A 26465-nucleotide genomic window follows, 5' to 3' on the forward strand; every position below is an offset into this window, starting at 1 on the left:
ATGGGCAAGCTCGATTACTTAGACGCGCTCAAGCGCGCCATGCTCGGCCTGCCGCCGGAACTGCAGGCCAAGACCCTGGCCTGGTACGAACAGCGCTTCGTCGACGGCGTCGCGGCCGGCCGGCTCGAGCCCGACATCGCACGCGAGCTGGACGACCCGAAAAAAGTCGCCCTGACCCTGCGCGCCAACACCCACATGAGCGCCTTTGCCGAGCAGAAGAACCCGGCCAACCTGGTGCGCCTGTTCGTCTCCGTGCTGGGACTGTTGATCTTCAACCTCTTCATGGTGATCCCGGCGGCCGTTTTCGGTTCGCTCCTGGCAGCCCTGTATGTCGGTGCGTTTGCGCTGTACGTCGGCGGCATTGCGATCACCGCCAGCGGCCTGGCTGGCGCGAATGAACTCGTGCTCGACGGCCCGCTGCGCCACGTCATCGAAGGCGACCGGATGGACCGTGTACGTACACGGGTCTCGATCGGCGAGACCGGGATTGAAGTGAGCGAAGACAAAACGCCCGAACCTGGCATGGAAGCCGGGACCGACGCCGGCGCCGAACCCGGCGAGCGCTCCAACTCGCGCGTCGTGCGCGGCGCCGAGCGCATGGCCGAAGGCGGCATACGCATCTCGACCGACATGGACGAACAGTCGCGCGCCACCCAGGCGGTGCTGGGGCTGGCCTCGGTGCTGGGCGGGATCGTGCTGTTCCTGGTCTCGATCGTGGTCACCCGCTATGCGGCGCTGGGCGTGAAGCGCTACCTGCAAATGAATATGTCGCTGCTGCGCGGCAGTTAGGAATAGCGATGCGATCCTTGCTCAAACTAGGCCTGGGCCTCCTGGCCCTCGCCTTTGTCCTGATCGGCCTGTCCTACGGCGCCCTGCGCGCCCAGGGCGGCAGCGCGCGTCTCGATGCCCGCATCGTCGACGAGGAAACCCGCGCCATCACGCGCGAGGTGCGCGCCGTCGAACTGTCCGGCCCGATCGACCTGACCCTGCGCTACGGCGCCCAGCCGATGCTCACCGTGCGCGGCGAACAGCGCCTGCTGGCCAATGTCGAAACCAAACAGGATGGGCGCGTGCTCCTGATCGGCACGCGCGGCATCGTGCTGCGCCACCGCCAGCCGATCGAAGTCGAACTGACCCTGCCGGCGCTGGAGCGCATCGGCGTCGACGGCAGCGGCGATACGCGGGTAAACGGCTTCTCGGGCGAACTGGTCGAGGTCGAACTGAACGGCTCCGGCAGCATTGACTTCAACGGGCGCTACCGCCAGGCGAAGGCCACCGTGCACGGCACGGGATCGGTGACGCTCGACGCGGGAAACAGCGACAGCGTCGAAGCCGAGCTGACGGGGTCGGGCACGATCACGCTGGCGGGAGCTGCCCGCAGCTTCCAGGCCTCGTCGAACGGTTCCGGCACGCTCGACGCCCAGCGCCTGCGCGCCGAGACCGTCAAGGTGCGCCAGACCGGCTCGGGCAACGCCAGCGTGACGGCAAACGCCACGGTGGCGGCGGCCGTCAGCGGCAGCGGCGACGTCGATGTGTATGGCAATCCGCCCCAGCGCAGCATTAGCCGAACGGGTAGTGGCGATGTCCACTTTGATCACTAAGAACGCCGGAAGCGACCTCCAACGATAGATGCTGGCTGAGGCACGTCGCGGACACGGGCGTGTCCGCGGACGTACGACACTTCCCATACGGACACTTCAGACAGCCGACTGCTTGCAGACCTGGCAAGTAAATCAAACACTTAAACGCTGGCACGGATCGTGCAATAACGACAGCATTCATGTCGTTGCTGGAGCCTTTATGCGTCTTATCTACCCGGCCCTGCTGTCGGTCGTCCTCCTGGCTGGTCCCGTCCATGCCGATCGCCTTGACGACGCCCTGTTGGAGGAAATGAAACGGCGCCACGTACCCGGCCTGAGCGTGCTGGTGCTCAAGGATGGCAAGGTAATCAAGGAAAAGGGCTATGGCACGGCGAACCTCGAACACGGCGTTCCGGTCACGCCGCAGACAGTGTTCCAGTCTGGCTCGATCGGCAAGACCTTCACCGCGGCGCTGATCCTATTGCTCGAGCAGGATGGCAAGCTGAAACTCGACGATCCGATCTCGCGCCACCTGCCCAACACGCCGGCGGCTTGGGAAAAGATAACGATCAGGCACCTGCTCACTCATACCTCTGGGCTGGGCGACCCCTACGAGATCATTGACTTGCGCAAGGACTACACCGACGAGGAGCTGATCGCGCTCGAAGCGACAGTGCCGGTGCGCTCCGCCCCCGGAGAGAAGTGGGCTTACAGTAACATGGGCTACCATCTGCTGGGCTTCATCGCCAACCGGGCCGGCGGCAAATTCTACGGCGACCAGCTGCGCGAACGTATCTTTGCGCCTCTCGGCATGGGCACGCGCGTGATCAGCGAAGCCGACATCGTTCCGCACCGCGCCGCCGGCTATGCGTGGAAAAAAGACGCTTACAAGAACCAGTCCTGGGTGGCGCCAAAGCTGAACACGACGGCGGACGGCAGCCTCTACCTGACCGCGCGCGACTTGGCGGTCTGGGACCAGGCCCTGTACGGCGACAAGATCCTGGATGCGCGCTTGCGTACGGCGAGTTTCACGCCGGCCAAGTTGAACGATGGCTCCGACGCACCCTATGGGTTGGGCTGGTTCGTCGATACTGTCAAGGGCCGCCGTCACATCTCCCATGGCGGCGCCTGGCAAGGCTTTCGCACGCAGCTGTGCCGCTATGTCGATGACAAGCTGACGGTGGTAGTGCTGGCCAATTCGACGACCGCGCTCCCGTCCAGGTTTGCCGACATGGTCGCGGCGCACTACGTGCCCGCGTTGTTCGACGCCCCGCCAAAAGCCATTGCGGATTCGAGCCCTGGTCTGACGGCGCAAGTGCGCGCCTTGATGGCCAGCCTTGGAGCGGGCAAGTTGCCTGCGGGGCTGTCCCCTGAATTAGGCGCCGGGTTCACGCCTGCCCACCTGGCCAACCTGAAGGAACGATACGATGAAAGGGGGCCACTTCAAACGGTCGAACTTCTGTCCAGCGAACCCAAGGAAGGGGGCCGCAGCCTGCGCTACCGCTTCAGGTACGCCAACGAGACGATGCTGGTATCGGTGCTTGTCGACCAAGCCGGCCAGTTCAGCCAGCTGGGTTCCGGACCCGAGTAAGTCGAACGGTTTTGTCAGGCGCCCTACGTCTTTAACTTCCGCAGCACCCCTTGCGCCGCTGCGCGCCCGCTGGCGAAGCAGGCCGTCAGCAGGTAGCCCCCGGTCGGCGCCTCCCAGTCGATCATTTCGCCTGCCACGAACACGCCCGGCACGGCGCGCAGCATGCCGTGCGCATCCATCGCTTCGAAGCGCACGCCGCCGGCGCTGCTGATCGCCTCGTCGATCGGGCGCGGGCGTTTCAAGGTCACCGGCAGCGCCTTGATCGCCCTGGCGAGCAGCTCCTCGTCCATGTAATCCGCCTGCGACAGGCATTCGCGCAGCAGGCCCGCCTTCACGCCCTTGATCCCGAGCCGGCTTTGCAGGTGGCTCGACATCGAACGGGCGCCGCGCGGGCGCGTCACTTCCGCGTGCACGCGCGCGGCATCGAAGTCGGGCGCCAGGTCGAGCCAGATGGTGGCCGTGCCGCGCGCCGCGATCTGGTCGCGCAGGACGCTCGAGATGGCGTACACCAGGCTGCCTTCGATGCCGCTGGCGGTGACCACGAACTGGCCCTTGCGCCGCGCGCGTTCGCCATTGCGGTCTTCATATGCGATGGCCACCGTGGTCAGCGGCGCGCCGGCGTGCTTGCCGCTGAAGTGCGGCGACCAGTCGACGTCGAAGCCGCAGTTGGCGGGCACCAGCGGTGCGACTTCGACCCGGCGCTCTTCCAGCAGCGGCACCCAGGCGCCGTCCGACCCGAGGCGCGCCCAGCTCGCGCCACCAAGCGCCAGGATGACGGCATCGGCCTCTTCGCGCTGCTCGCCGTCGGGCGTGGCGAAACGCAGCGCGTCGCCCTCCCATCCCAGCCAGCGGTGGCGCATGTGAAAGCGCACGCCGCTTTCGCGCAGCCGGTGCAGCCAGGCGCGCAGCAGGGGCGCCGCCTTCATATCGGTCGGGAAGACGCGGCCCGAACTGCCGATGAAGGTGTCGATCCCGAGGCCATGGATCCAGTCGCGCACGTCGCCCGGCGTGAAGGCGTCGAGCCAGGCGGCGACCTGTTCGCTGCGCGCGCCGTAGCGGCCGACGAAATCGGCATACGGCTCGGAGTGGGTGATGTTCATGCCGCCCTTCCCGGCCAGCAGGAATTTGCGCGCGACCGTCGGCATGGCGTCGTAGACGTCGACCTGCGCACCGCCCGCGGCCAGCACTTCGGCCGCCATCAGGCCGGCCGGACCGCCGCCGATGACGGCGACGCGAGGAGAAGTTGGCGGAGTAGTCGGCATGCTGGAACGGTGGTGATGGCGGAGGCGCATTGTAGTCGAGATCCGGCATCACAAGAAAGATGTAAAGGGAGCTTGACATCGGCTTTTTGCTCGCCTAGGATGTAAAGCATACTTTACACAAAGGAGCGCACCATGGTCTGGAACCGTCACGAAAAGCGTCTTGCCAAGATCTACCTGCGCGAGCTGTTCGCCGCGCTCGCCCTGTACACCATCATCCTGATTGGAGCGGTCAAGTTCGGCCGCCCGATGCCCGAGGGCATCCTGCGCACCGCCGTCCTGATGAGCCCGATGATCGGCTTTGGCGCCGCCCTCTGGGCCATCGTGCGCCAGGTCCAGCGCGCCGACGAATACATGCGCATGCGCCTCTTGGAAAACGTCTCCCTGGCCGCCGCGATCACCGCCGGCCTGACCTTCAGCTACGGCTTCCTCGAGACCGCCGGCTACCCGAAGCTGTCGATGTTTACGGTCTGGTGCGTGCTCTGCCTGTCGGTGTGCGCCGTGCAGCTCGTTCGCAAAGTCGCCGGACGATGAACAACCACCTGCGCGAACTGCGCGCCGAACATGGCTGGAGCCAGGCCCATTTGGCCGAGCTGCTGGACGTGTCGCGCCAGACCGTGATCGCCATCGAGAATGGCCGCTACGACCCGAGCCTGCCCCTTGCATTTGCCATTTCCCGACTGTTCCAGCAACCGATCGAATCGATCTTCAACCCTGACCAGGAGCCAGCATGAAATCTGCCTTGAAACGCAGCCGCCTCAACCGCACGTCCGTCTTGTTCGCATTGCTGCTGGCAAGCAGCGTCCCGGCCTTTGCCCAGAGCGCGGCTCCCGTGGCGCCGAACCGATTCGCCGCCACGACCGCGCCGGCCGAGCGCTTCGAGGTCCAGGGCATGCTGGTCGAGCGCCACGGCAGCGGCGGGCGGCCCCTGGTCCTGATCCCGGGCCTGGCGACGGGCGGCTGGGTGTGGCAGGAAACGGTGCGCGAATTCGCGGGCAGCCACACCATCTATGTGGTGACCCTGCCCGGCTTCGATGGCCGTCCGCCCGTGGCAGGCAACCCGTTCGAGGCCGCCCGCGCCGCCCTGGCCGAGCTGGTGGCCTCGCGCAAGCTCGTCAAACCCGTCCTCATCGGGCACAGCATCGGCGGCACCCTGTCGATCGCCCTGGCACAGGACCTGGGAAGCCGTATCGGCGGCGCCGTCGCCATCGACGGCCTGGGGGTCTTCCCGCGTACCGAGGACACGCCGCCCGAACAGCGCGCAGCGATGGCCGAGGGCATGCGCCAGCGGATGGCGGCCGCAACGCCACAGGCCTTCGCGGCCCAGCAGCGGCAATACATGCGTGCGATCGGCGTGACCGACATGGGCAAGGCCGACGACCTGGCCCAGCTCACGTCGCGCAGCGATCCGACCGCCGTGGCCGCCTATGTGGGCGCGGTCCTGGCGCTCGACCTGCGTCCTGGCCTGCCGAAGATCAGCGCGCCGATGCTGGTGCTGGCGCCGAGCTACGGTCCCGATGAAGCGATCACGGGGATGTCCGGGCTTGAGAAGGTCGCGTATTATCGGGAACTGATGACCGGCACGCCAAAGCTCGAAGTGGCGCCGATCGACAACGCCCGCCACTTCGCCATGCTCGACCAGCCGCGCGCAGTGCATGAGGCGCTGCGCCAGTTCCTGAAAACCCTGTGAGGAGACACGCCATGCCCCCGATGCGTCACTGGATCATGCAATACCTGTTCGCCGTCGTCTCGATGTTCGCCCTGCTGATGGTCGTCGATATGCTCAGGGGCGAGAGCCTCGAGCGCGCCTGGCCCTCGGCCCTGGGCTGGGCCGTGGTTGCCTCCGCCCTCTTTATCGGCACCCGCTACCGCAACATGAAGCGCGGCATCGCCTGCGGTGTCTGCGACACGCTGGACAAGAAGCAAGCAAGAAAATAAGTTCCCCTCTCCTCCTTGATGGGCTCCCGGCCTGCTCCGTACGGCAAACCTGATACTGATGAGTTATTCACGGTGTATTTGTTAAGAAAACAAGATACTGCTTGACAAGCTTTATCTAAGGAATATTCTTACAGTCACCTTAAAAGGGTCAGGAGTGAACGATGTGTGTCCTCAGGCACGCACGATTCGCTTGGTAGTGCAGTGTTACTCATCTTGGAGGATGAATATGTCGTTGAAGACAGGGCCGATGTCGGCTCGTAGAACCCTGCTGGGCGCGATCGCGTCCAGCCCGCTGTGGTTTGGTCCTGCCTGGGCCGCATCGCAGTCGATGAAAATCTCGCACCAGTTCCCCGGCGGCAGTGTCATGGAAGGCGACTTCCGCGACCGCCTGTGCCGCATGTTTGCGGCCGACGTCGAAAAGCGTACCCGCGGCAGCCTGAAGTTCTCGATCTACCCGAATGCCTCACTCATGGCCCCGAACGCGCAGTTCGGCGCCATGAAAAAGGGCAGCCTCGACCTGGCCCTGGTGCCGCTGTCCTACGCCGCCGCCGAGTCGCCTGAAGCGAACATCGGCCTGATGCCGGGCCTGGTGACCTCGTACGCCCAGGGCTATGGCTGGAGGGACGCCGAAGTGGGCAAGGAATTGACGCGCATCCTGGCCGAGCAGGGCCTGGTCGTGGTCAGCTGGATCTGGCAGGCCGGCGGCGTCGCCTCGCGCGGCGCGCCCATCATCGCGCCCGAAGACGCGCGCGGCATGAAAGTGCGGGGCGGTTCGCGCGAGATGGACCTGATCCTGCAGGAAGCGGGAGCGACCATCGTCAACGTCCCTTCGAACGACATCCACGCCGCCATGAAAAGCGGTGCGCTGGACGCGGCCTTCACGTCCTCGACCTCATTGATCTCCTTCCGCCTGCAGGACGTGTCGCGCTCGCTCACCACGGCGCGCAGCGGCGGCTACTGGTACATGCTCGAACCGCTCATGATGTCGAAGACCGTGTTCGATCGCCTGAGCCGCGACCAGCAGGCGGCCATCATGGCCGTTGGCGCCGACCTCGAAAAATTCGCGCTGCGCATGGCCCAGGGCGACGACGCGGCGGTGGCGAACGTGTATGCGCGCGCTGGCGCACGCGTGGTCGACATGAATCGCGAGACGCTCACGAAGTGGCAGGACATGGCACGCACCACCGCCTGGGCCAGTTTTGCTGCCCGCAATGAGAATTGCGCGCGCCTGCTGGCGCTGGCCGAGAAATCGATCGCCGCGATGTAAGTATTGAGGGCGGGCGGACAAGGGCGGCTCGCGCCGACCTTGTCCGCCCGTTTTATCCGCCGGTCACCGGCGGGAAGAATGCCACTTCCCCACCTTCTTCCAGCACCGTCTCCGGAGCGCACATCACGTGGTTGAAGGCCATGCGCAGGGCACGCTCGTGCTTCAGCGCAGTCTCCCAGGCGCCGCCGCGGGCAATCAGGTGTTCGCGTACGCCGCCCACCGTCTTCACGTCGTCGGGAAGTTCGATGCGTTCGCTGGCGAGGCCGAGGGCTTCGCGCACGGACGCGAAAAATCGCAGTTCGATGTGCATGGTCTGTCAGTGCTGTAGTTCGGCGAAGGGGATGAAACGCACGATATCGCCTTCGGCGATGCTGCGTCCCGGCGGATTGTCGATCAGGCCGTCGCCCCAGACGGTGGAAGTCAGCACGCCCGAGCCCTGGTTCGGGAACAGGTCGAGCCCACCGCCGGCGTTGACGCGCGCGCGCAGGAATTCGTTGCGGCGGTCGCCCTTGGGCAGGTTGAAGTCGGCGCGCAACTGCCAGGCGCGCGCCTCGACCGGGCCGCTCACGCCCTGCAGGCGCAGCAGGAAGGGCCGCACGAAGAGCAGGAAGGTGATGAAGCTCGACACGGGGTTGCCCGGCAGGCCCATGAAGAAAGCGTTCCCGACCTCGCCAAAGGCGAGCGGTTTGCCCGGCTTGACGGCGATTTGCCACATGTTCAGTTGGCCCTCGAGCTCCACCGCCGGCTTGATATGGTCTTCCTCGCCCACGGAAACGCCGCCTGAGGTAATGATCAGGTCGTTCTCGCGTGCGGCGGCCTTGAGCGTGGCGCGCGTCGCCTCCAACGTATCGGGCACGATGCCGAAATCGGTGATGGTGCAGCCGAAGTTCTCCAGCAACGCGCGCAAGGTGAAGCGGTTCGAATTGTAGATCGCGCCCGGCGCCAGCACCCCGCCCGGCGCTTCGCCCGGCATGGTCAGTTCGTCGCCGGTGAAGAAGACGGCCACGCGCAGGCGGCGCCGCACCGGTAGCATGGCCAGTCCCACCGAGGCGGCAAGGCCCAGTTCCTGGCTGCGCAGGCGGGTGCCCGCATGCAGGATGGTGGCGCCCGACGCGATGTCCTCGCCCGTGCGGCGGATCCATTCGCCACTTGGTGGCGTGTGGCGAATCGTGACCATCTCGCCCGCCAGCTCGCACTGCTCCTGCATCACGACCGCATCCGCGCCTTCAGGGATCATGGCGCCGGTGAAGATGCGCGCCGCCGTGCCGGCCTCCAGGGGCTGGCCGACGTGGCCGGCCGGGATGCGCTGGGCCACGCGCAGGGTCGCGCCGCCGTTCACGCAGTCCGCCGCGCGCACGGCATAGCCGTCCATCGCGCTGTTATCGGCCGAGGGCACGGCAATCGTCGAAGCCTGGTCAAGCGCGAGCACGCGGCCGTTCGCTTCCAGGGTCGCAACCTGTTCGATCTCCTGAATCGGGCGCGCGGCGGCCAGCAGCGTGTCGAGCGCTTCGCGCACGGTCAGCATCGGGCGCGGCGCCGGTTTCTCGTTTGCAGTCGTCATGTCAGAGGCCCGTGTGCGCGGCGATAAAGGTCTTCATCTCGTCGACGTTCGGGCGCATCACGACGAATTTCTGCGGCAGTGCTTCGATGTTCTCGAAGCCGGCCGGACGCTCGGCATCGGTCCCGAGCGCCTCCAGGATGGTCTCGTTGAATTTCGCGGCCAGCGCTGTTTCCAGCACGATCATCGGCACGCCAGGCGCCATGTGTTCGCGCGCGACCTTGATGCCGTCGGCGGTGTGGGTGTCGATCACGATGCCGTAGTCGTCCAGCACCATGCGAATCGTCTCGAGGCGGTCCGCGTGGGTCGATTTGCCGGAGACGAAACCGTATTCGCCAACGCGCTTGAATTCGTCGCCGTCCGCGCCCGGCGCGCCCGACAGGTCGAAGCCGCCGTGGGTATCGACTTTGCGGAACAGCGCGTGGGTGCGCTCGCTGTCGCGGCCCACCAGGTCGAAAATGAAGCGCTCGAAGTTCGACGCTTTCGAGATGTCCATCGACGGGCTGCTCGTGTGCAGGGTTTCGCTACTCTTGCGCACGCGGTAGACGCCGGTGCGGAAGAATTCGTCGAGCACGTCGTTCTCGTTGGTCGCGACCACCAGTTTGTCGATGGGCAGTCCCATCATGCGTGCGATGTGGCCGGCGCAGATATTCCCGAAATTTCCCGACGGGACGGTGAACGAGACTTTTTCAGTATTGCCGGAAGTCGCCGCCAGATAGCCGCGGAAGTAGTACACCACCTGTGCCACGACGCGCGCCCAGTTGATCGAGTTGACGGTGCCGATCTTGTGGCGCGCCTTGAAGGACAGGTCGTTCGAGACGGCCTTGACCAGGTCCTGGCAGTCGTCGAATACGCCTTCGACGGCGATATTGAAGATGTTCGGGTCCTGCAGGCTGAACATCTGGGCGGTCTGGAAGGGGCTCATCTTGCCGGCCGGGGACAGCATGAACACGCGCACGCCGCGCTTGCCACGCATCGCGTACTCGGCCGCGCTGCCGGTGTCGCCCGAAGTGGCGCCGAAAATGTTCAGCTCATCCTCGTCCTTGGCCAGCGCGTATTCGAACAGGTTGCCCAGCAACTGCATCGCCATGTCCTTGAAGGCCAGGGTCGGGCCGTTCGACAGGGCTTGCAGGATCAGTTTCGTGCCACCCTCTTCTTCCAGGGTGCGCAGCGGCGTGATGTCGGCGGCGTTTTGTTCGGCGCGCGCGTTGCGGTAGACCTCAGGCGTGTAGGTCTTGGCCGTCAGCGCCTTCAGGTCGGCGTCCGGAATATCGGTGGCAAACTTGCGCAGGATTTCGTAGGCCAGTTCGGCGTAGGACAGCTTGCGCCAGGCGTCCAGCTCCTCGTTTGATACGCGCGGGTATTCGGCCGGCATAAACAGGCCGCCATCGGGGGCCAGGCCGCCGAGCAGGATGGTGGAGAAGGTTGCCGGATTGCGGGAAGCGGACGCGCTCGTTGCGCGGGTAGACACGTATTGCATATTCAGGATGATCCGGTTGGGCTCGCGATGATGCCTTTTATTATAGTGCGAGCCCGGGAATCCTGTTTGCGGACGAGTTTGGAGGGGAGTTACCCCCTCCAGCCATCAACAGGCTGCGTGGTTGACGGTCACCACATGAATCGCCAAGCCACCGAGCGAAGTCTCCTTGTACTTCACCTGCATGTCCGCTCCCGTCTGGCGCATCGTCTCGATCACGTTATCCAGGCTCACGAAGTGGGTGCCGTCGCCCTTCAGCGCCAGCGAGGCCGCCGTGATCGCCTTGATTGCGCCCATGCCGTTGCGCTCGATGCAGGGAATCTGCACCAGGCCGCCGATCGGGTCGCAGGTCATGCCGAGGTGGTGTTCGATGCCGATTTCGGCGGCGTTCTCGATGCGTTCATTCGAGCCGCCGAGCGCCGCCACCAGTCCGGCCGCCGCCATCGCGCAGGCCACGCCGACTTCGCCCTGGCAGCCCACTTCGGCGCCCGAGATCGAGGCGTTCTTCTTGCACAGCATGCCGATCGCACTGGCCGTGAGCAGAAATTCTCGAATGCCTTTCACGGCGTCCGTCGGCCGGCAGTCTTCGGCGTAGTAGCGCACGACAGCCGGGATGATGCCGGCCGCGCCATTCGTCGGCGCCGTCACCACGCGACCGCCGGCCGCGTTTTCTTCGTTGACGGCCATCGCGTACAGCGTTACCTGGTGGGTTGCGTCGTGCGGCAATTCGTTGACGCGCTTGCCCTCGACGCAGTGGGCCTGCTTCCACAGCGTCGCCGCACGCCGCTTGACGTTCAAGCCGCCCGGCAGCTGGCCGCCGGTGATCAAACCATGGTCGATACAGTCGCGCATGACCTGCCAGATGCGGTCCAGGCCGGCGTCGAGTTCTGCTTCGCTCATGCGCACCAGTTCGTTCGCGCGCAGCATGTGCGGGATCGACAGCCCGTGTTCGCGGCCGTGGGTCAGCAGTTCGGCCATGGTCGCGAACGGGAACGGGACCTGCACGGCGCCCGGCTCCTGCGGTCGCTGGGCTTCGCCGGCGGCCGTGATGAAGCCGCCGCCGACCGAGTAGAAGATGCGTTCGATGACGCTGCCGTCCGCCAGCTGCAGCACGAAGCGCATGCCGTTCGGGTGCTCGGGCAGGCTCGATTGCTTGTGCCAGACCAGGTTTGCCTTCATCGAGAACGGCACTTCCTTCGTGCCGAGCAAGCGCAGCACGCCGTCGAGTTCCGCCTCGGCCAGCTTGTCCTCGACCGAATCGGGATCGATGTCCTGCGGGGTCTCGCCCATCAGGCCGAGGATCACCGCCTTGTCGGTCGCGTGGCCCACGCCCGTCAGCGCGAGCGAACCATACAGGTGCGCTTCGACGGCGACCGCATTCTCGAGCGGGCCGCATTCGAGCAGGAAGCGGCGCGCCGCCACCATCGGGCCCACCGTGTGCGAGCTCGAAGGCCCGATACCGATCTTGAAAAGATCGAAGACACTCATATCCATCTGGCTTGTCTCACTAATATTTTTATAGTTGTAGATCTTAGGCCGTGGCGCCGATGTCGATATTCTCGAGCATGCTGGTGACCATCTCTTCGATGCCGACCCGCGCTTTCCAGCCCCAGTCGCCCGTTGCCCGGCTGTCGTCCAGGCTCTTCGGCCAGGTGTCGGCAATCGCCTGGCGGCTGTCCGGCTGGTAGGCGATCTCGAAGGCCGGGACGGTCTTGCGGATGGCGTTGGCCAGTTCGCGCGGATTGAACGAGACGCCGGCCACGTTATAGGACGAACGGATCACGACCTTGTCGCTCGGCGCATCCATCAGTTCGATGGTGGCGCGGATCGCGTCGGGCATGTAGATCATCGGCAGCGTGGTTTCCGGGCCGAGGAAGCATTCATAGGTCTCGCCCTTCAGGGCCGCATGGAAGATCGCGATCGCGTAGTCGGTGGTGCCGCCGCCCGGAGGCGACTTGAAGCTGATGATGCCCGGGTAGCGGATCGAGCGCACGTCCACGCCATACTTGGTGTGGTAGTACTCGCAGAGGCGTTCGCCGGCCAGTTTGCTGATGCCGTAGATCGTGGTCGGGTCCATCACCGTGTACTGCGGGGTGTTCTCCGCCGGGGTGTTCGGGCCGAAGGCGGCGATCGAGGACGGCCAGAAGACCTTCAAGGGTTTACCCGCTTCCAGGCGTTCGCGCGCCACTTCCAGGATGTTCAAGAGGCCATCCATGTTCAGGGTCCAGGCCTTCAGCGGGGCCTTTTCGCCGGTGGCCGACAGCAGCGCGGCCAGCTGGTAGACCTGGGTCACACCCTCTTCCTCGACCAGTGCCATCAAGCGGTCCTTGTCCAGCACGTCGAGCTGGGCATAGCGCGCCGCGCCGTAGACGTTGTTGGCGCCGATGTCGGTGGCGAGGACGTTGGCGGCGCCGTGCTGCTGCGCCAGGGCCGAGACCAGCTCGCTGCCGATTTGGCCGTTGGCGCCGATGATGAGGATGCGTTCCATGTGAATTCCGTATGAATTAATTATTCTTGAGCAGACCGAGTTCGCGGCCGGCCTGTTCGAAAGCGGCCAGCACGGTGTCGAGCTGCTCGCGGGTGTGCGCCGCCGAGAGCTGGACGCGCACGCGCGCCTGCCCCATCGGCACTACCGGATAGAAGAAGCCCGACAGCAGCACGCCCAGTTCGAACATGCGCGCCGCGAATTTCTGCGCCACCGGCGCGTCGAACAGCATCACCGGCACCACCGGGTGGGTGCCCGGCTTGATGGTGAAACCGATACGCTCGATCTCCTTGCGGAAGTAGGCCGTATTTTCATGCAAGCGATCCCGCAGCTCGGTCGACTTCGAGATGCGGTCCAGCACCGACAGCGAGGCGCCGGCGATCATCGGCGCCAGCGTGTTCGAGAACAGGTAAGGACGCGACTTCTGGCGCAGGGTTTCGATGACTTCCTTGCGCCCGGAGGTGAAGCCGCCCATCGCGCCGCCCAGGGCCTTGCCCAGGGTGCCCGTGATGATGTCGATCTTGCCCATCACGCCGCAGTGTTCGTGCGTGCCGCGGCCGGTCGCGCCCATGAAGCCCGAGGCGTGCGATTCGTCGATCATGGTCAGGGCGCCGTATTGCTCCGCCAGTGCGACGATCTTGTCGAGCTGGGCGATCGTGCCGTCCATCGAGAAGGCGCCGTCGGTGACGATGACTTTGTGGCGCTTGCCGGCGTCCGTGGCCGCTTGCAGCTGCTTCTCGAGGTCCGCCATGTCGTTGTTGGCATAGCGGTAACGCGCCGCCTTGCACAGGCGAATGCCGTCGATGATCGAGGCGTGGTTCAGGGCGTCCGAGATGATGGCGTCGTTTTCGTCGAACAGCGGCTCGAACACGCCGCCGTTGGCGTCGAATGCCGCGGCGTACAGGATCGTGTCTTCGGTGCCGAGGAATTCGGAAAGTTTGCGCTCCAGTTCCTTGTGCACGGTCTGGGTGCCGCAGATGAAGCGCACCGAGGACAGGCCATAACCATACTTGTGCAGCGCTTCTTCGGCCGCTTTCTGGGTTTCCAGGTCGCCCGACAGGCCGAGGTAGTTGTTCGCACACATATTAATCAGGGTGCGGCCGTCTTCCGACTGCACTTGTGCTCCCTGGCGCGAGGCGAGCACGCGCTCCGGCTTGAACAGGCCCTGCTCGCGCAGGGTGGACAGGTTCTGCTCCAGGCCGCCGTAAAATGCCTTCCTCGCTTGCTCGCTCATATGTATACCTCGTCTGTGAAGCCGGCTTGACCGGCGGTTGGACTATGCTGTACCGTGCTTCGATCGCCTGGCATATTTACCAGCATGATGCGTTTTCGGTATCTCGAACTGAAATTCAATATAATGGATATTACGCCGACCTGTTGAACTTGGCAAGGTCCTGCGGTCCCCCAATACTAGAGCTGCCTGAAGATGAAAACCCTGGTCACGACCAACAACGCCCCGCCCGAAGTCGGCGCCACCCTGCAGCGCCTGCGCCTGGCGCGCGGCCTGACGCTGGAGGACCTGTCGCGCATTGCCGGTGTGTCGAAGTCGATGCTCTCGCAGATCGAGCGCGAAAAGGCGAATCCTACCATTGCCATCACCTGGCGTCTCGCCAATGCGCTGGGCGTGCCGATCGGCGAGCTGCTGGCGTCGGAAACACGCGACGTCGAAGCAATCCGGGTGCTCGAAGCGCATGAAACACCGACTCTCCCAGGGAATCACGCCGGCTACGTGCTGCGCATCCTGGGGCCGATGGAGCTGGCGGGCCAGTACGAATGGTACGAACTGAGCCTGGCGCCGGGCGGCGAACTCAAGTCGCAGGCGCACGACCCGGGCACCAAGGAGCACATGACGGTCCTGAACGGCTCGCTGGAGATCGAAGTCGGGCTGGAAAAGCGCAAGGTCAAGGCAGGCGGGACGGCGCGCTATCCGGCGGACCAGGACCACGTGCTGCGCAACACCGGCAAGACCGAGGCGAAAGCGCTGCTGGTGGTCGTGCACCGCTGAGCGTTTTCAGCTCGACAAGCTTATTTTTAAATTATTTTTGTCAGGACTGCATCCAAATCCGGCTGTCTCACGTAGTAAGAGCATCAACAGCGCCCAAGCGCCTGCCAGTTGATCTTACCGCACAGCGTGTGCCAACTTTTTCAGGATGCAGACCATGAACAAGATTCTTTTCCCGAAGCTGATCCTTGCCACCTCCATCGCCCTGGCCCTGGCCGCCTGCGGCGGCAGCGACGACGATGACGACATGCAGGACCCGGCGCCAACACCGGCGCCGCCGACCATGACGGCCGGCGACGTGTTCGCCATTACGGTCAGCAACAAGTTGGTCTCTTTCAACCGCGATGCCCCGGCCACCATCCGCACGAATGTCGCCGTGACCGGCCTGCAGACGGCCGAAACCCTGCTCGGCATCGATTTCCGTCCCACCGACGGCCTGCTGTACGCGCTCGGCAGCAGCGGCCGCATCTACACGATCGACACCGGCAGCGGCGCGGCCAGCGTGAAATCGACCCTGGCGGCGGACGCCGGCGACACGACCTTGCCCTTCACCGCCCTGGCCGGCACCGACTACGGGGTCGACTTCAACCCCGCCGCCGACCGCCTGCGCGTGGTCAGCAATACCGGCCAGAGCCTGCGCATCAACGTCGACAGCGGCGCGACGACGACCGACGGCGCGATCAATGGCGGCGCATCGAACGCCGTTACCGCATCGGCCTACACGAATTCCTTCGCCGGCACCGCCACGACAAGCCTGTACGCGCTCGACACCACGAACGACACGCTGTACCTGCAAAATCCGCCGAACAACGGCACCCTGAGCCTGCCGGTGGCGCTGGGCGTGGATGCGGGCGCGGCGAACGGCATGGACATCGACGCGCGCACCAACATGGCGTATGCCGTCCTGACCGTGGGCGGCGCGCGCACGCTGTATTCGATCAACCTGGCGGCGACCGCCAGCCCGGCCACCAGCATCGGCGCGCTTGGCGTAAGCGAAGACATCCGCGGCATCGCGCTGCGCGCAGCCGCCGCACCCGTGGCCTATGGCTTGAGCGACGACGGCCGCCTGCTGGCGTTCAAACCGGCTACCCCGAATACCATCGACGCCAGCGTGGCGATCACGGGCATGACCGGCGCCGAAACCCTGCTCGGCATCGATTTCCGCCCGAAGGACGGCCTGCTGTACGGAATCACCTCGACCGCGCGCATCGTGACCATCGACCCGGCCACCGGCGTCACCACGGCCAAGGCGACGCTGGCGGCGGATACGACAGACCTCAGCTCGCCGTTTACCGCGATCATCGGCAGCGCCTTCGCAGTCGACTTCAATCCGGTGGCGGACCGCCTGCGCGTGATCGGCGACACCGGCCAGAACCTGCGCATCAATGTCGACAACGGCGCCACGACGACCGATGGCCCGATCAACCGCCTGGGCGCCGCGCCATTTGTCACCGCCGGCGCCTACACCAACAGCTTCGCCGGCGCCACTGCCACCACGCTGTACGACATCGACGGCGGGAACGCCAGCCTGGCGATGCAGACACCGCCGAACGACGGCACCCTGGTCAACGTCGGTCCACTGGGCGTGGCGATCGTCGGCGACCAGGGGATGGATATCGGGGGCGGGGCGAATGGCCTGGTGCTGGCGGCGCTGCGCACGAGCGTGAACGGGCCGTCCTCGCTGTACCGGATCGACCTGGCGACGGGCGCCGCAACGCCGGTGAACGGTGCGGCGACACCTGGGAGCTCGGCGATCGGGAATGGCCAGGTCGGGCTGCGCGACATTGCCATCCTGATCAAATAAACAAATCGGACGCCGTGCGGCGTCCATTGTTCATCAGATCCGTATCGCGCGTCCGATAAACAGGATAGGCCCGGTCGGCCGCCCGACCGGCGAGCCGCCCTGGGGTTCCAGCGTGATCTCGAACAGCTGGTTCGGCTGCAGCGGCGGCAGTTTGGCCAGCGAGACCTCGGCCGCCTTGCCCGGCTGGACCAGGCCGAGCGAGACCGGGCCCTTCCAGCTGTCGGCCTTGGTCCAGAACTGCAGCGCCCTGCCCGGCGGAACCTTGGTGCTCCCAAGCGGCACCAGCTTGAGCGCGCCTGCGGCATCGGCCTGCACGATCCAGCCCGGCGCCATGTTGTCCGGCGCGGCCAGCACGACCATGTAGCGCGGCGCTGCAAGCGGCGCGTCCAGGCGCGGCACCACCGCCATGATCGCGGCAGCGGCAAAGCCGGTCGCGGCCAGCGCGCGCCAGACATTCAGGCGTTCCCACCACCTGGGGCTGGACGCGGCCGGCGACGGTTTCCGCGCCGCCGCCAGCGATGCTTCGACGCGTGGCCAGAATGCCGGCGACGGTTCCATCGGCGAAGCCAGCGCCGTCAAGGGCAACAGGCGCGCTTCCCATGCCTGCACCGCCGCGCGCAGGGCTGGCTCGTGCGGCAGGGCCAGTTCGACGCGTTTGCGTTCGCCCGCCGCCAGCGTTCCGAGCACGTATTCGGCGGCCAGGTCTTCGTCTTCCATCGGATCGGTCATCCCATGCACTCCTTCAGCGCGGAAAGGCCACGCTTGATCCAGGCCTTGATCGTGCCCAGCGGCGACCCCATGCGCTGTGCGATTTCGGCATGCGAGCAGCCGTCGACATAGGCAAACAGGATGCTGGTACGTTTCGACGCGTCGAGGCCGACCAGGCAATCGTGCAAACGACCCATGTCCTGGCGCTGTTCGAAGGCGTCGACCAGTCCGGCGCCGTCATTGGCCACAATGTGTGCATCGAGGGTGTCGGCATCGGCCTGCACCTCGCGTGCGCCGCCGCGCGCCATGTCCAGGGCCTGGTGGCGCACGATGCTGTGGATCCAGCCGCGGCCTGCGCCACGCGCCGGATCGAAACTGCCCGACTTGGTCCAGATGGCGAGGAAGGCATTGTGCAGTACGTCTTCGGCCAGATGGCGCCGGCGCACGATGCGCAGGGCTACGCCCAGCAGGCGCGCGCCGTCGCGCTCGTAGATGCTGCGCAGGGCGTGCTGGTCGCCCCGGGCGCAGGCAAGGAGCGCGGCCTCGTAATCGAATTCAATCGGCGCATTCATGGGGCGTCGCTTTCTTCGTGAATCAAAAAAGGCCGCCTTGCGGCGGCCCGGTGTTTACATCTTCAGGGCCTTGGTCAGGAAGCCCCAGCGGTCCGCCACTTCCTCGATCTGCTTGGCCGTCGGCTTGCCGGCGCCATGGCCCGCCTTGGTGTCGATGCGGATCAGGACCGGGTTGCAGCCCGCTTGCGCGGCCTGCGCCGTGGCGGCGAACTTGAAGCTGTGCGCCGGCACCACGCGGTCGTCGTGGTCGGCCGTCGTCACCATGGTCGCCGGGTAGGCGGTGCCGGGCTTGAGGTTATGCAGCGGCGAGTACTTCACCAGCGCCTTGAACTCTTCCGGGTCGTCGGCCGAACCGTAGTCCGAGGTCCAGGCCCAGCCGATGGTGAACTTGTGGAAGCGCAGCATGTCCAGCACGCCGACCATCGGGATCGCCGCGCCGAACAAATCCGGACGCTGGGTCATGGCCGCGCCCACCAGCAGGCCGCCGTTGCTGCCGCCGCCGATCGCCAGCTTGCCAGGCGAGGTCACCTTGTTCGCCACCAGCCACTCGGCCGCGCCGATGAAGTCGTCGAACACGTTCTGCTTCTGCAGCTTGGTGCCGGCCTGGTGCCAGGATTCGCCGTACTCTCCGCCGCCGCGCAGGTTGGCCACGACGTAGACGCCGCCCATTTCCATCCACGCCAGGTTGGCCGGCGAGAAGCCAGGGGTCATCGAGATGTTGAAGCCGCCGTAACCGTACAGATAGGTCGGGTTGCTGCCGTCGAGCTTGATGCCTTTTTTGGAGACAATAAACATCGGCACTTTGGTGCCGTCGCGGCTGGTGAAGAACTGCTGGCGCGTTTCGTAGGCGTTTGGGTCGAAGTCGACCTTCGGCTGGCGGAACACGCTGGTCTTGCCGCTCTTCATGTCCATGCGGTAGATCGTCGTCGGCGTGGTGAAGCCGGTGAACGAGAAGAAGGTTTCGCTGTCGCCGCGCTTGCCGGTGAAGCCCGAGACCGAGCCGATGCCCGGCAAGGCGATTTCGCGCACCAGCTTGCCGTTCAGGTCGGTCACGCGCACGACGCTGCGGGCATCCTTCAGGTACTCGGTGATCAGGCGGTTGCCGACGATGTGGGCGTTCGCCAGGGTGTCTTTCGACTCCTTGACGATCTCTTTCCAGTTCGATTCGGCCGGCTTGCTGACGTCGATCGCGACGATGCGCTGGCGCGGGGCCTTGCGGTCGGTGCTGAAATAGAAGGTCGAGCCGACATTGTCGATGAAGTCGTAGGCGGCGTCGAAGTTGTCGACCAGCGGCACGACTTTCGAGTCTGGCTTGGTCAGGTCCTTGATGAAGACGCGGTATTTGTGGGCCGTGCCCTTGGTCGCCGTGATCAACAGGTAGTTGCCGTCGTCGGTGGCGTGGGCGCGGAAGCCCCATTCCTTTTCGTCCGGACGGTCGTAGACCAGCACGTCGGCGCTTTGCGGGGTGCCGATCTTGTGGAAGTAGAGCTTCTGGAAGTAATTGATGCCGGCCAGCTTGGCGGCCTCTGCCGGCTCGTCGTAGCGGCTGTAGAAGAAGCCCTTGCCATCCTTGGTCCAGGTGGTCTTCGAGAACTTGACCCACTTGATGTGGTCCTCGAGATCCTTGCCCGTCTCGATGTCGCGCACTTTCCACTCGTTCCAGTCGGAACCGGAAGCGGCGGTGCCGTAGGCCATGAGTTTGCCGTCCGGGCTGATTTCGACGCCGGCCAGGGCGACGGTACCGTCGGCCGCCAGCGTGTTCGGGTCGAGCAGCATGCGCGGCGTGTCATTCAGGCTCTTCATCGTGTACAGCACCGACTGGTTCTGCAGGCCGTCGTTGCGGCTGTAGAAGTAGCGGCCGCCCTCTTTCGACGGCACCGAGTAGCGCTCGTAGTTCCAGAGCTTGGTCAGGCGCTGGCGGATGGCTTCGCGCTGCGGGATCTGGCCGAGATAGCCCTGGGTCACCGCGTTTTGGGCGTCGACCCATTGCTTGGTCTCGGCGCTGTTCGCGTCTTCCAGCCAGCGATAGGGATCGGCGATCGTCGTGCCATGGTAATTGTCGGTATGCGCAAGCTTGGTGGTGACCGGATAGGCTACTACCGAACCGGCGACGCAGGCGGCGCCTGCTGCCGGGGTCGCTGCCGGGTCGGCTGCGAAGCTGGCGCCAAAGACCGTCATCAGTGCGACGGCAAGGGTTGCATGTCTCATGTGCATGTTCTTCTCGAAACGGTGTAAGGCGGAATGTGCCGAGAGGAATCATAGCGCAAACCTGGCGGGAAGCGAACTGATGTTGTGGCCGTATGGACAGGCGGCAACCGGCCGTGCGCACGCACCGGCGCTGAGGCCCGCTGCGGCGACGGCCAGCTGCGGCCGATGTGCGGAAACGATCTGGTTTATTGTCCGGCCCGCCGTGCCAGCACGTCGCGGTGGCTCATCTGCCACTTGTGCTGAAGGTCGAGCGCCCAGCCGATTTCGGAAGGACTGAGACGGCGCGCGACGATGGATTTGTTGACGTTGGCCGCGCTGTCGCCGCCCTCGGCCGCCAGCAGCATCCACATATAGGCGCGCACCGGGTCGCGCGCGACGCCCAGGCCGCTGCCGACCATGCCGCCGAGGTTGTACTGGGCCAGCGCATGGCCCTGCTCGGCGGCCTGCTCGTACCAGTAGACGGCCAGCTCGTCGTTATGGGGCACGCCCTGGCCGCCGGCGTACATCACACCCAGGTTGTTCTGGGCGCTGGCGTCGCCCTGCTCGGCCGCCAGCCGGTACCAGTAAGCGGCGCGCGCCTGGTCCTTCTCGACGCCCTGGCCGTTGGCATAGATGACGCCGAGGTTGAACTGGGCGTTCGGTGCGCCCTGCTCGGCCGCGCGCCGGTACCACTCGAAGGCGCGGGCCGGGTCCTGCGGGGTGCCGCGCCCGTGCGCGTACATGTTGGCCAGGTTGTACTGGGCGCCCATGTGGCCGGCGCCGGCCGCCTTCGTGTACCACTCCAGGGCGCGCGCCTCGTTGCGTTCGACGCCGCGTCCGTTGACGCACATGGTGGCGAGCAGGAACTGGGCTTCGTGGTCGCCGTGCTCGGCCGCGCGCTGCAGCCAGGCGCAGGCGCGCCGGGCGTCGAGGCGCACGCCCTTGCCTTCGGCATAGGCGATGCCGAGTTCGCGCTGGGCGCCGCGCTCGCCGGCGGCGGCGGCCTTGCGGAACCAGTACAGGGCCTCGCCGGCGCTGGCGTCGACGCCCTGCCCGCGCTGGTACATCAGCCCCAGGTTGAGCTGGGCCGCCGCTTCGCCCTGCAGGGCCGCCTTGCGGAACCAGGCCATGGCCAGCGGATAGTTGATGGCCGCGCCCACGCCCTCGAGATAGCATTCGCCGAGCTGGTTCTGGGCGCCTGCCATGCCCTGCTCGGCCGCGCGGTAATACCAGGACAGCGCGCGCTCCGGGTCGATCTCCATGCCGCGGCCCTGGCGGCACATGTGCCCGAGATTCTGCTGGGCCGAGGCGTCGCCCTGCTCGGCGGCGCGGCGGAACCAGCGCGCCGCCTCGTGGTCGCAGCGCTCGACGCCGCGGCCGTGGTAATACATGGCGCCCAGGTGGTTCTGGGCGAACGCCAGCCCCTGTCCGGCCGCCAAACGCAGCCAGCGCGCGGCCGCGGCATCGTCGCGCTCGACGCCGTTGCCCTTCTTGTACATCAGCCCGAGGTTGAACTGGGCGTAGGCATTGCCGCGTTCGGCGGCCTCGCGGAACCACAGATAGGTCTGGTGGCTCTCGTTCTGGAGCTTCTGGTGGTTCATGCTCTTCCCCAGTGTGGATCAAGGACTGCCGCGTTCGATTGGCGCCCGCTCGATTCAGGCGGCCTCATAAGTATTAACAAAATTTTAACGAGAGCGACCCCTTACGGGTTTGACCGTGCACAATCGTGCCGGCGCGCGCCCAAGAAAAAACCCGCCGGGCGCGGCGCGCGGCGGGTTTGAGACGAGCTCGGCTGCGAGGGCAGCCGGGGCTTCAGGAGAGTGCCTGGCGCTTCGGACCCAGTGCGTAGACCAGCATCGCCAGCAGCGCCAGGCACCAGACGATCAGCGCGCCCGACGGCAGGTCGAGGATCACCGACAGCACCAGGCCGGCCGCGTAGCCGCCGATGCCGACCAGGTAGGCGAAGGGCAGCTTGCGCGCCTCGGCATACTGGCGCACCGCCAGGCTCGGCACGATCAGGGTGGCGAACACCAGATAGACGCCGACCAGCTGCACCGAGGCCGTCACCGCCAGCGCGAACACGAGGTAAAAACCGAGCCGCCCGAGGCTGTTGTGAAAAAGCGCCAGCAGCGCCAGGATCAGCACCGCCCCGATGGCCGGCAGCACCAGCTGGTCGTAGCTTACCCAGAGGATCTGGCCCGCGAGCAGGTCCTGCAGGTGTTCGCCGCCATGCGGATTGTGCGCCAGCAGCAGCAGGCCGGCGCTGGCCGCCAGCACGAACAGCACACCGATCTGCGCCTCCTGCACCTCGGGCCAGCGCTTCTCGGTCCAGGTCAGCAGCAAGGCGCCGAGCACGGCCGCCACGCCGGCGGCCACCTGGATGGTCCAGCCATGCGGGTCGAATTCGAGCGAACTGGCGACGATCACGCCCAGGGCCGCGATCTGGGCGATCGCCAGGTCGATGAAGACGATCCCGCGCCGCAGCACCTGGGCGCCGAGCGGAATGTGGGTTGCCAGCACCAGCAGCCCGGCCACGAAGGCCGGGAGCACGATCATGAAGTCGAAGGCGTCCGGGCTCACTTCAGCGCTGCCGTCAGGCGCTGCACGGTCGTATCGAACAGGGCGAACAGATCGCGGCTCTGGGCGTCGGCGCCGACCGTGTAGGGAATCACGACCGCCGGGATGCGGGCGCGCTGCGACAGCCAGTTCGAGGCGCGCTCGTCCTGGTAGGCCGCGCGCATGACCATCCGGGCCGGCTGGCGCTGCAACTGCGCCAGCAGCTGGCCCAGCTGGGCCGCGCTCGGCTCGACGCCCGGTTTCGGCTCCAGCGTGCCGACCTGGCGCATGCCGAGCCAGTTCAGCAGGTACTCCATGTTGCGGTGGTGTTCGACGACGGCCACGCCGCGCAGCGGCGCGCCCTGGACTTCCCACTTGCGGATCGCCTGCGACCAGCGGCCGGCAAAGTCGGCCTGGCGCGCAGTGTAGAAGGCCGCATTCGCCGGATCGATCGCCGCCAGGCGCTTGGCCAGCTGGGCGCTGACCAGGGCGATGTTATGCGGGTTCAGGTGCACGTGCGGGTTGCCGTAGGCATGCACGTCGCCGTCAGCGCGGTCGAGTTTTGCCGGCACGTCCAGGCGCGGCACGAAGCTGCCGGCTTCGAAAAAACCCGGCTGGCCGCGTGCGATCTTTGCGTTGCCCGACTGCTGGACCAATAGCGGCAGCCAGCCCGCTTCCAGGTCCAGGCCGGTGCATACCAGCAGGTCGGCATTGCGGGTGCGCGCGATCAGGCCGGGCCGTGCTTCCACCCGGTGCGGATCCTGCAAGGCGCTGGTCGCGCTCGAGACGCTGGCCTTGTCGCCGGCGATTTCCTGGGTCAGCGCCGCCCATTCGGGCTCGCAGGCGAGCACGTTGAGGGCGGCCTGTGCCGGGGCGGCGATGCTGGCCAACACAAGGGCGCAGCCGGCCAGCAGTTTCAGAGGGAGTGAGGTCATGGCGATGTCCTTCAGAAGGTGTGCCCGGCGTGCGCGCCCAGGCTCATGATGTATTGCAGGAAGACCTGGTTGTCCGCTTCGCCCGGACGCGCCTCGTCGCGCGCGAACTGCAGGCGCAGGCGCGAGAATTCCGACGGGCTCCAGTCCAGCATCACGCTCGAGCGCTTCGGTTTGTAGCTGGCCAGCGCCGGGAAGGCGTCCATGCCAAGCGCGCCGCTGTCGACCAGGCCGATGAAGGGGCTGCTTGATGCCAGCCGGTCGTGGCGCAGGCCCGCGCGCCAGTTCGGCATGAACTGGTAGACGCCCTGCAGGTACCAGCCGGACTGGGTGCTGGCGTACGCGTCGGCCAGTTCGCCGGAAGCCAGCGTGCCGCTTTCCTTGCGCCGCATGTATTCGCCCTGCAGCTTGAAATTGGTCTGGGTCGGATTGCCGTTCGGCGCCCATTTGTAGACGGCGTCCGCCATCCAGATCGTGCTGCGGCCGTCAAAGACGTTCGGCACGCCGCCATCCTCGTATTCTCGCCCCGCCGAACCGGTACGCAAGTAGGATGCGCCGGCGCGCCAGCTGGCGGAGTCGCCGATGTCGTCGCCCACGTGCGCGAACACGCTGGTGGCGTTGAAGCCGTTCTTGTTGCGGTCATTGCCCGGGAAGCTGCGCCCGCTGCCCAGTTCCGCGCCGATTTCCACAAAAGTGTTCAGGGGCGCCAGCCAGCGCGCCTGCACGCCGTCGGGTTTGTACTGGCCGCCGAAGAAGGCCTGGTAGTTGAGGGGCGCGTCGACGAAGTCCCAGGTGTGGGCGTGCTGGCCGTTCAGGTAACCGACGCTTGACAGGAAACGGCCGGCCTTGAGATTCATGCCGCCGCCCAGTTCGCGGGTACGCACGAAGGCTTCCTCGACTTCAAGCTCGTTCTCGCCCGACAAGGCGAAGGTCAGCTGGCCGGCGAACATCGGGTCGATATTCGCCGCCATCGTCAGTTCCGACTCGCCCAGGTTGAAGCTGCGGCTGCCCGGGCCGATCTCGCCCTCCGGCGGCATGAAGCCGCCGAAGCGGTAGGTGCCGGGATCGCGCTGCAGGTTGTTGAAGCTGCCGCCGAGGACCAGCGAAATGCTCGGATTGAAGCTGTTGTCGAGCGCGGTGCGGGTGGCCGGCGCCGGCGCGGCAGGCGCGGGAGCAGCGGAAGCAGGAGCAGCAGGCGCGGCGCCGGCCGCCTGCTGTGCGCTGACCGCGGCGTTCTGCGCCTCGGCCACGGCCACCTGCGCATCCTGCAGGCGCTGCTCGAGCGCTTGCAGGCGCGCTTCATAGGATTGCTTCATCTCGGCGATCTGGGCGCGGATGGCGGCCAGTTCAGGCGTATCGGCGGCGGAAGCGGACAGGGGAATTGCAAAGGCGGCGGCAATCGCCACCGTCAGGACGGAGTGCTTCAACATGGTGTTCTTTCAATCGAATAGAAAATGGCTGGCTCTTCCGGCAAGCGCAGGAAGGCCATGGCGACAACGAATCTCTAGACGAAGGAAGGAGGTGCGCGCGAGTGGAAGACGCAGACGGTGCGCGGCGCGGCTGGCGTCGCGGTAAAGGCACCGGCGCGTTCGGCCTGCAGGTCGAGCGGGACGAACTGGCGCGGCGTGCTGCCAATCGCCGATGCCATCTGGGCGAAGGCGAGACACTGGCTGCAGCTGCCGTCCTGGGCGACCGAGCTGGAAAGGTCTTTCCGGACCTCGCCGGAGAGTGCACTTGCGGCCGGATGAGCGCCGCCGATCTTGCCGGTCCAGTGCGACATCGCATGCGCGAACGCCATCTGCTGGCTTACCAGCAGAAGCAGCGACAGCAGGATGTGGACAACCGAACGACGGATCATGATGGCGGCATTGTAATGCCTGCCCGGCAACTAAGGAACCATTACGTCGCTTTTTTCTCGGCCACGTATTTACCCAGCCAGGTCGGCACCTTGGCCGCCGAGAGTTTGTTGATCGACACCAGCAGCTCGGGCGCGACGCCCTGCAAGCCGTAGGACGTGCCGATATGGCGCCCGATATGGATCAGCACTTCGGCCGCCACTTCCGCATCGGCCTCGGCCCGGTGGGCCGCGCTGCGAAAGGCAATGCCGAGCTGGCGCGAGAGCGTGCCGAGTTTATAGCTCGGCATGCCGGGGAACATGCGGCGCGAGAGTTTCAGCGAGCAGACCAGCCCCACGTGGCCGCAGCTGCGGCCGAGGCGTTCGCTTTCGGCGACAAGGAATTTCTCGTCGAAGCTGGCGTTGTGGGCCGACAGGGTATCGCCGCCGATGAAGTCGAGCAGTTCGGGCACGACGGTGCGCGCCGGCGGCGCCGAATCGACCATCCCCTGGGTGATCCCGGTCAGGCCGGTGATAAACGAGGGAATGCGCGCGCCGCAGTTCACCAGCGAGACATAGCGTTCGGTCACCTGCCCGCCCACGATGCGCAGAGCGGCCACCTCGGTGATGCGGTCGCCCATGGCGGGCGAGAGTCCCGTGGTCTCGAAGTCGAGCATCACGATGGGGCGTTCAAATATAGACATGCGGTCCTAGG

The 26465-nt window shown here is 65.9% G+C and carries 26 protein-coding genes; 10 read left to right on the forward strand and 16 right to left on the reverse strand.

Going from position 1 to position 26465, the window contains the following annotated elements:
* The 3 genes from NMB41_RS12875 to NMB41_RS12885 all read left to right on the forward strand — a co-directional run bounded on the left by NMB41_RS12875 (nt 1) and on the right by NMB41_RS12885 (nt 3171).
* Nucleotides 1-789, forward strand: a complete 789-nt coding sequence (locus NMB41_RS12875) for a DUF1700 domain-containing protein (protein ID WP_494378210.1) — start codon at nt 1-3, stop codon at nt 787-789.
* Nucleotides 790-797: 8 nt separating this feature from the next.
* Nucleotides 798-1601 carry a GIN domain-containing protein gene (locus NMB41_RS12880; RefSeq protein ID WP_494378211.1) on the forward strand — a complete coding sequence of 268 codons (804 nt, stop codon included), beginning with the start codon at nt 798-800 and terminating at the stop codon, nt 1599-1601.
* 199 nt (nt 1602-1800) lie between these two features.
* Complete coding sequence (locus NMB41_RS12885) at nt 1801-3171, forward strand: serine hydrolase domain-containing protein (protein ID WP_494378212.1); 1371 nt, start codon at nt 1801-1803, stop codon at nt 3169-3171.
* Between the two features lie 23 nt (nt 3172-3194).
* On the opposite strand, the gene NMB41_RS12890 is transcribed toward NMB41_RS12885, so the two are convergent.
* Nucleotides 3195-4433 carry a TIGR03862 family flavoprotein gene (locus NMB41_RS12890; RefSeq protein ID WP_494378213.1) on the reverse strand — a complete coding sequence of 413 codons (1239 nt, stop codon included), beginning with the start codon at nt 4431-4433 and terminating at the stop codon, nt 3195-3197.
* A gap of 132 nt (nt 4434-4565) precedes the next feature.
* Between NMB41_RS12890 and NMB41_RS12895 the strand changes: the two genes are divergently transcribed.
* From NMB41_RS12895 to dctP, 5 genes are all read left to right on the forward strand, one after another.
* Nucleotides 4566-4964: a hypothetical protein gene (locus tag NMB41_RS12895; RefSeq protein WP_494378214.1), complete on the forward strand. Its 399-nt coding sequence runs from the start codon at nt 4566-4568 to the stop codon at nt 4962-4964.
* Nucleotides 4961-5164, forward strand: coding sequence for a helix-turn-helix transcriptional regulator (locus NMB41_RS12900; RefSeq protein WP_494378215.1), 204 nt, complete (start codon nt 4961-4963; stop codon nt 5162-5164). The genes NMB41_RS12895 and NMB41_RS12900 overlap by 4 nt, the downstream gene beginning before the upstream one ends.
* Nucleotides 5161-6120, forward strand: coding sequence for an alpha/beta fold hydrolase (locus tag NMB41_RS12905; RefSeq protein WP_494378216.1), 960 nt, complete (start codon nt 5161-5163; stop codon nt 6118-6120). The genes NMB41_RS12900 and NMB41_RS12905 overlap by 4 nt, the downstream gene beginning before the upstream one ends.
* An 11-nt stretch (nt 6121-6131) precedes the next feature.
* Nucleotides 6132-6368, forward strand: coding sequence for a hypothetical protein (locus tag NMB41_RS12910; protein ID WP_494378217.1), 237 nt, complete (start codon nt 6132-6134; stop codon nt 6366-6368).
* Nucleotides 6369-6615: 247 nt separating this feature from the next.
* Nucleotides 6616-7635: a TRAP transporter substrate-binding protein DctP gene (dctP, locus tag NMB41_RS12915; protein ID WP_494378218.1), complete on the forward strand. Its 1020-nt coding sequence runs from the start codon at nt 6616-6618 to the stop codon at nt 7633-7635.
* Nucleotides 7636-7687: 52 nt separating this feature from the next.
* On the opposite strand, the gene moaD is transcribed toward dctP, so the two are convergent.
* The 6 genes from moaD to kbl all read right to left on the reverse strand — a co-directional run bounded on the left by moaD (nt 7688) and on the right by kbl (nt 14389).
* A complete protein-coding gene (gene moaD, locus NMB41_RS12920) occupies nt 7688-7945 on the reverse strand; it encodes a molybdopterin converting factor subunit 1 (RefSeq protein ID WP_494378219.1) in 258 nt (85 codons plus the stop codon).
* 6 nt (nt 7946-7951) lie between these two features.
* Nucleotides 7952-9196: a molybdopterin molybdotransferase MoeA gene (locus NMB41_RS12925; RefSeq protein WP_494378220.1), complete on the reverse strand. Its 1245-nt coding sequence runs from the start codon at nt 9194-9196 to the stop codon at nt 7952-7954.
* Between the two features lies 1 nt (nt 9197).
* The gene (thrC, locus tag NMB41_RS12930) at nt 9198-10673 is read right to left on the reverse strand and encodes a threonine synthase (protein WP_494378221.1); all 1476 of its coding nucleotides are present in this window, start codon (nt 10671-10673) and stop codon (nt 9198-9200) included.
* Nucleotides 10674-10778: 105 nt separating this feature from the next.
* Nucleotides 10779-12164, reverse strand: a complete 1386-nt coding sequence (locus NMB41_RS12935; protein ID WP_494378222.1) for an L-serine ammonia-lyase — start codon at nt 12162-12164, stop codon at nt 10779-10781.
* A gap of 37 nt (nt 12165-12201) precedes the next feature.
* Nucleotides 12202-13158, reverse strand: a complete 957-nt coding sequence (locus NMB41_RS12940) for an NAD-dependent epimerase/dehydratase family protein (protein ID WP_494378223.1) — start codon at nt 13156-13158, stop codon at nt 12202-12204.
* A 16-nt stretch (nt 13159-13174) separates the two neighbouring features.
* Complete coding sequence (kbl, locus tag NMB41_RS12945; RefSeq protein WP_494378224.1) at nt 13175-14389, reverse strand: glycine C-acetyltransferase; 1215 nt, start codon at nt 14387-14389, stop codon at nt 13175-13177.
* A gap of 192 nt (nt 14390-14581) precedes the next feature.
* On the opposite strand from kbl, the gene NMB41_RS12950 reads away from it, so the two are divergent.
* Nucleotides 14582-15160 (forward strand): helix-turn-helix domain-containing protein, encoded by a 579-nt coding sequence (locus NMB41_RS12950; RefSeq protein WP_494378225.1) that lies wholly within the window; start codon nt 14582-14584, stop codon nt 15158-15160.
* Nucleotides 15161-15314: 154 nt separating this feature from the next.
* Nucleotides 15315-16961: a DUF4394 domain-containing protein gene (locus tag NMB41_RS12955; protein WP_494378226.1), complete on the forward strand. Its 1647-nt coding sequence runs from the start codon at nt 15315-15317 to the stop codon at nt 16959-16961.
* Between the two features lie 33 nt (nt 16962-16994).
* Here the strand turns inward: NMB41_RS12955 and NMB41_RS12960 are convergent, their stop codons facing one another.
* From NMB41_RS12960 to NMB41_RS13000, 9 genes are all read right to left on the reverse strand, one after another.
* Nucleotides 16995-17690 (reverse strand): anti-sigma factor, encoded by a 696-nt coding sequence (locus NMB41_RS12960; RefSeq protein ID WP_494378227.1) that lies wholly within the window; start codon nt 17688-17690, stop codon nt 16995-16997.
* Nucleotides 17687-18241, reverse strand: a complete 555-nt coding sequence (locus NMB41_RS12965; protein ID WP_494378228.1) for a sigma-70 family RNA polymerase sigma factor — start codon at nt 18239-18241, stop codon at nt 17687-17689. Before NMB41_RS12965 ends, NMB41_RS12960 begins: the two co-directional genes overlap by 4 nt.
* Before the next feature lie 54 nt (nt 18242-18295).
* Entirely contained in the window at nt 18296-20455 is a 2160-nt protein-coding gene (locus tag NMB41_RS12970; RefSeq protein WP_494378229.1) for a prolyl oligopeptidase family serine peptidase, read from the reverse strand.
* Nucleotides 20456-20634: 179 nt separating this feature from the next.
* Nucleotides 20635-22029: a tetratricopeptide repeat protein gene (locus NMB41_RS12975; protein ID WP_494378230.1), complete on the reverse strand. Its 1395-nt coding sequence runs from the start codon at nt 22027-22029 to the stop codon at nt 20635-20637.
* A gap of 211 nt (nt 22030-22240) precedes the next feature.
* Complete coding sequence (locus NMB41_RS12980) at nt 22241-23008, reverse strand: metal ABC transporter permease (RefSeq protein ID WP_494378231.1); 768 nt, start codon at nt 23006-23008, stop codon at nt 22241-22243.
* Complete coding sequence (locus NMB41_RS12985; protein WP_494378232.1) at nt 23005-23919, reverse strand: metal ABC transporter substrate-binding protein; 915 nt, start codon at nt 23917-23919, stop codon at nt 23005-23007. The genes NMB41_RS12980 and NMB41_RS12985 overlap by 4 nt, the downstream gene beginning before the upstream one ends.
* Nucleotides 23920-23930: 11 nt before the next feature.
* Nucleotides 23931-25346 (reverse strand): hypothetical protein, encoded by a 1416-nt coding sequence (locus NMB41_RS12990; RefSeq protein WP_494378233.1) that lies wholly within the window; start codon nt 25344-25346, stop codon nt 23931-23933.
* A 74-nt stretch (nt 25347-25420) separates the two neighbouring features.
* Nucleotides 25421-25774 (reverse strand): hypothetical protein, encoded by a 354-nt coding sequence (locus tag NMB41_RS12995; RefSeq protein ID WP_494378234.1) that lies wholly within the window; start codon nt 25772-25774, stop codon nt 25421-25423.
* Between the two features lie 41 nt (nt 25775-25815).
* Entirely contained in the window at nt 25816-26454 is a 639-nt protein-coding gene (locus NMB41_RS13000) for a 3'-5' exonuclease (protein WP_494378235.1), read from the reverse strand.
* Nucleotides 26455-26465 lie beyond the last annotated feature (11 nt).

It is taken from the genome of Massilia sp. FBCC-B171, assembly GCF_059134155.1.

Coding starts and splice junctions, on each gene's coding strand:
- NMB41_RS12875 (WP_494378210.1), top strand. CDS start 1: ATGGGCAAGCTCGATTACTTAGACGCGCTCAAGCGCGCCATGCTCGGC.
- NMB41_RS12880 (WP_494378211.1), top strand. CDS start 798: ATGCGATCCTTGCTCAAACTAGGCCTGGGCCTCCTGGCCCTCGCCTTT.
- NMB41_RS12885 (WP_494378212.1), top strand. CDS start 1,801: ATGCGTCTTATCTACCCGGCCCTGCTGTCGGTCGTCCTCCTGGCTGGT.
- NMB41_RS12890 (WP_494378213.1), bottom strand. CDS start 4,433: ATGCCGACTACTCCGCCAACTTCTCCTCGCGTCGCCGTCATCGGCGGC.
- NMB41_RS12895 (WP_494378214.1), top strand. CDS start 4,566: ATGGTCTGGAACCGTCACGAAAAGCGTCTTGCCAAGATCTACCTGCGC.
- NMB41_RS12900 (WP_494378215.1), top strand. CDS start 4,961: ATGAACAACCACCTGCGCGAACTGCGCGCCGAACATGGCTGGAGCCAG.
- NMB41_RS12905 (WP_494378216.1), top strand. CDS start 5,161: ATGAAATCTGCCTTGAAACGCAGCCGCCTCAACCGCACGTCCGTCTTG.
- NMB41_RS12910 (WP_494378217.1), top strand. CDS start 6,132: ATGCCCCCGATGCGTCACTGGATCATGCAATACCTGTTCGCCGTCGTC.
- dctP (WP_494378218.1), top strand. CDS start 6,616: ATGTCGGCTCGTAGAACCCTGCTGGGCGCGATCGCGTCCAGCCCGCTG.
- moaD (WP_494378219.1), bottom strand. CDS start 7,945: ATGCACATCGAACTGCGATTTTTCGCGTCCGTGCGCGAAGCCCTCGGC.
- NMB41_RS12925 (WP_494378220.1), bottom strand. CDS start 9,196: ATGACGACTGCAAACGAGAAACCGGCGCCGCGCCCGATGCTGACCGTG.
- thrC (WP_494378221.1), bottom strand. CDS start 10,673: ATGCAATACGTGTCTACCCGCGCAACGAGCGCGTCCGCTTCCCGCAAT.
- NMB41_RS12935 (WP_494378222.1), bottom strand. CDS start 12,164: ATGGATATGAGTGTCTTCGATCTTTTCAAGATCGGTATCGGGCCTTCG.
- NMB41_RS12940 (WP_494378223.1), bottom strand. CDS start 13,158: ATGGAACGCATCCTCATCATCGGCGCCAACGGCCAAATCGGCAGCGAG.
- kbl (WP_494378224.1), bottom strand. CDS start 14,389: ATGAGCGAGCAAGCGAGGAAGGCATTTTACGGCGGCCTGGAGCAGAAC.
- NMB41_RS12950 (WP_494378225.1), top strand. CDS start 14,582: ATGAAAACCCTGGTCACGACCAACAACGCCCCGCCCGAAGTCGGCGCC.
- NMB41_RS12955 (WP_494378226.1), top strand. CDS start 15,315: ATGAACAAGATTCTTTTCCCGAAGCTGATCCTTGCCACCTCCATCGCC.
- NMB41_RS12960 (WP_494378227.1), bottom strand. CDS start 17,690: ATGACCGATCCGATGGAAGACGAAGACCTGGCCGCCGAATACGTGCTC.
- NMB41_RS12965 (WP_494378228.1), bottom strand. CDS start 18,241: ATGAATGCGCCGATTGAATTCGATTACGAGGCCGCGCTCCTTGCCTGC.
- NMB41_RS12970 (WP_494378229.1), bottom strand. CDS start 20,455: ATGCACATGAGACATGCAACCCTTGCCGTCGCACTGATGACGGTCTTT.
- NMB41_RS12975 (WP_494378230.1), bottom strand. CDS start 22,029: ATGAACCACCAGAAGCTCCAGAACGAGAGCCACCAGACCTATCTGTGG.
- NMB41_RS12985 (WP_494378232.1), bottom strand. CDS start 23,919: ATGACCTCACTCCCTCTGAAACTGCTGGCCGGCTGCGCCCTTGTGTTG.
- NMB41_RS12990 (WP_494378233.1), bottom strand. CDS start 25,346: ATGTTGAAGCACTCCGTCCTGACGGTGGCGATTGCCGCCGCCTTTGCA.
- NMB41_RS12995 (WP_494378234.1), bottom strand. CDS start 25,774: ATGATCCGTCGTTCGGTTGTCCACATCCTGCTGTCGCTGCTTCTGCTG.
- NMB41_RS13000 (WP_494378235.1), bottom strand. CDS start 26,454: ATGTCTATATTTGAACGCCCCATCGTGATGCTCGACTTCGAGACCACG.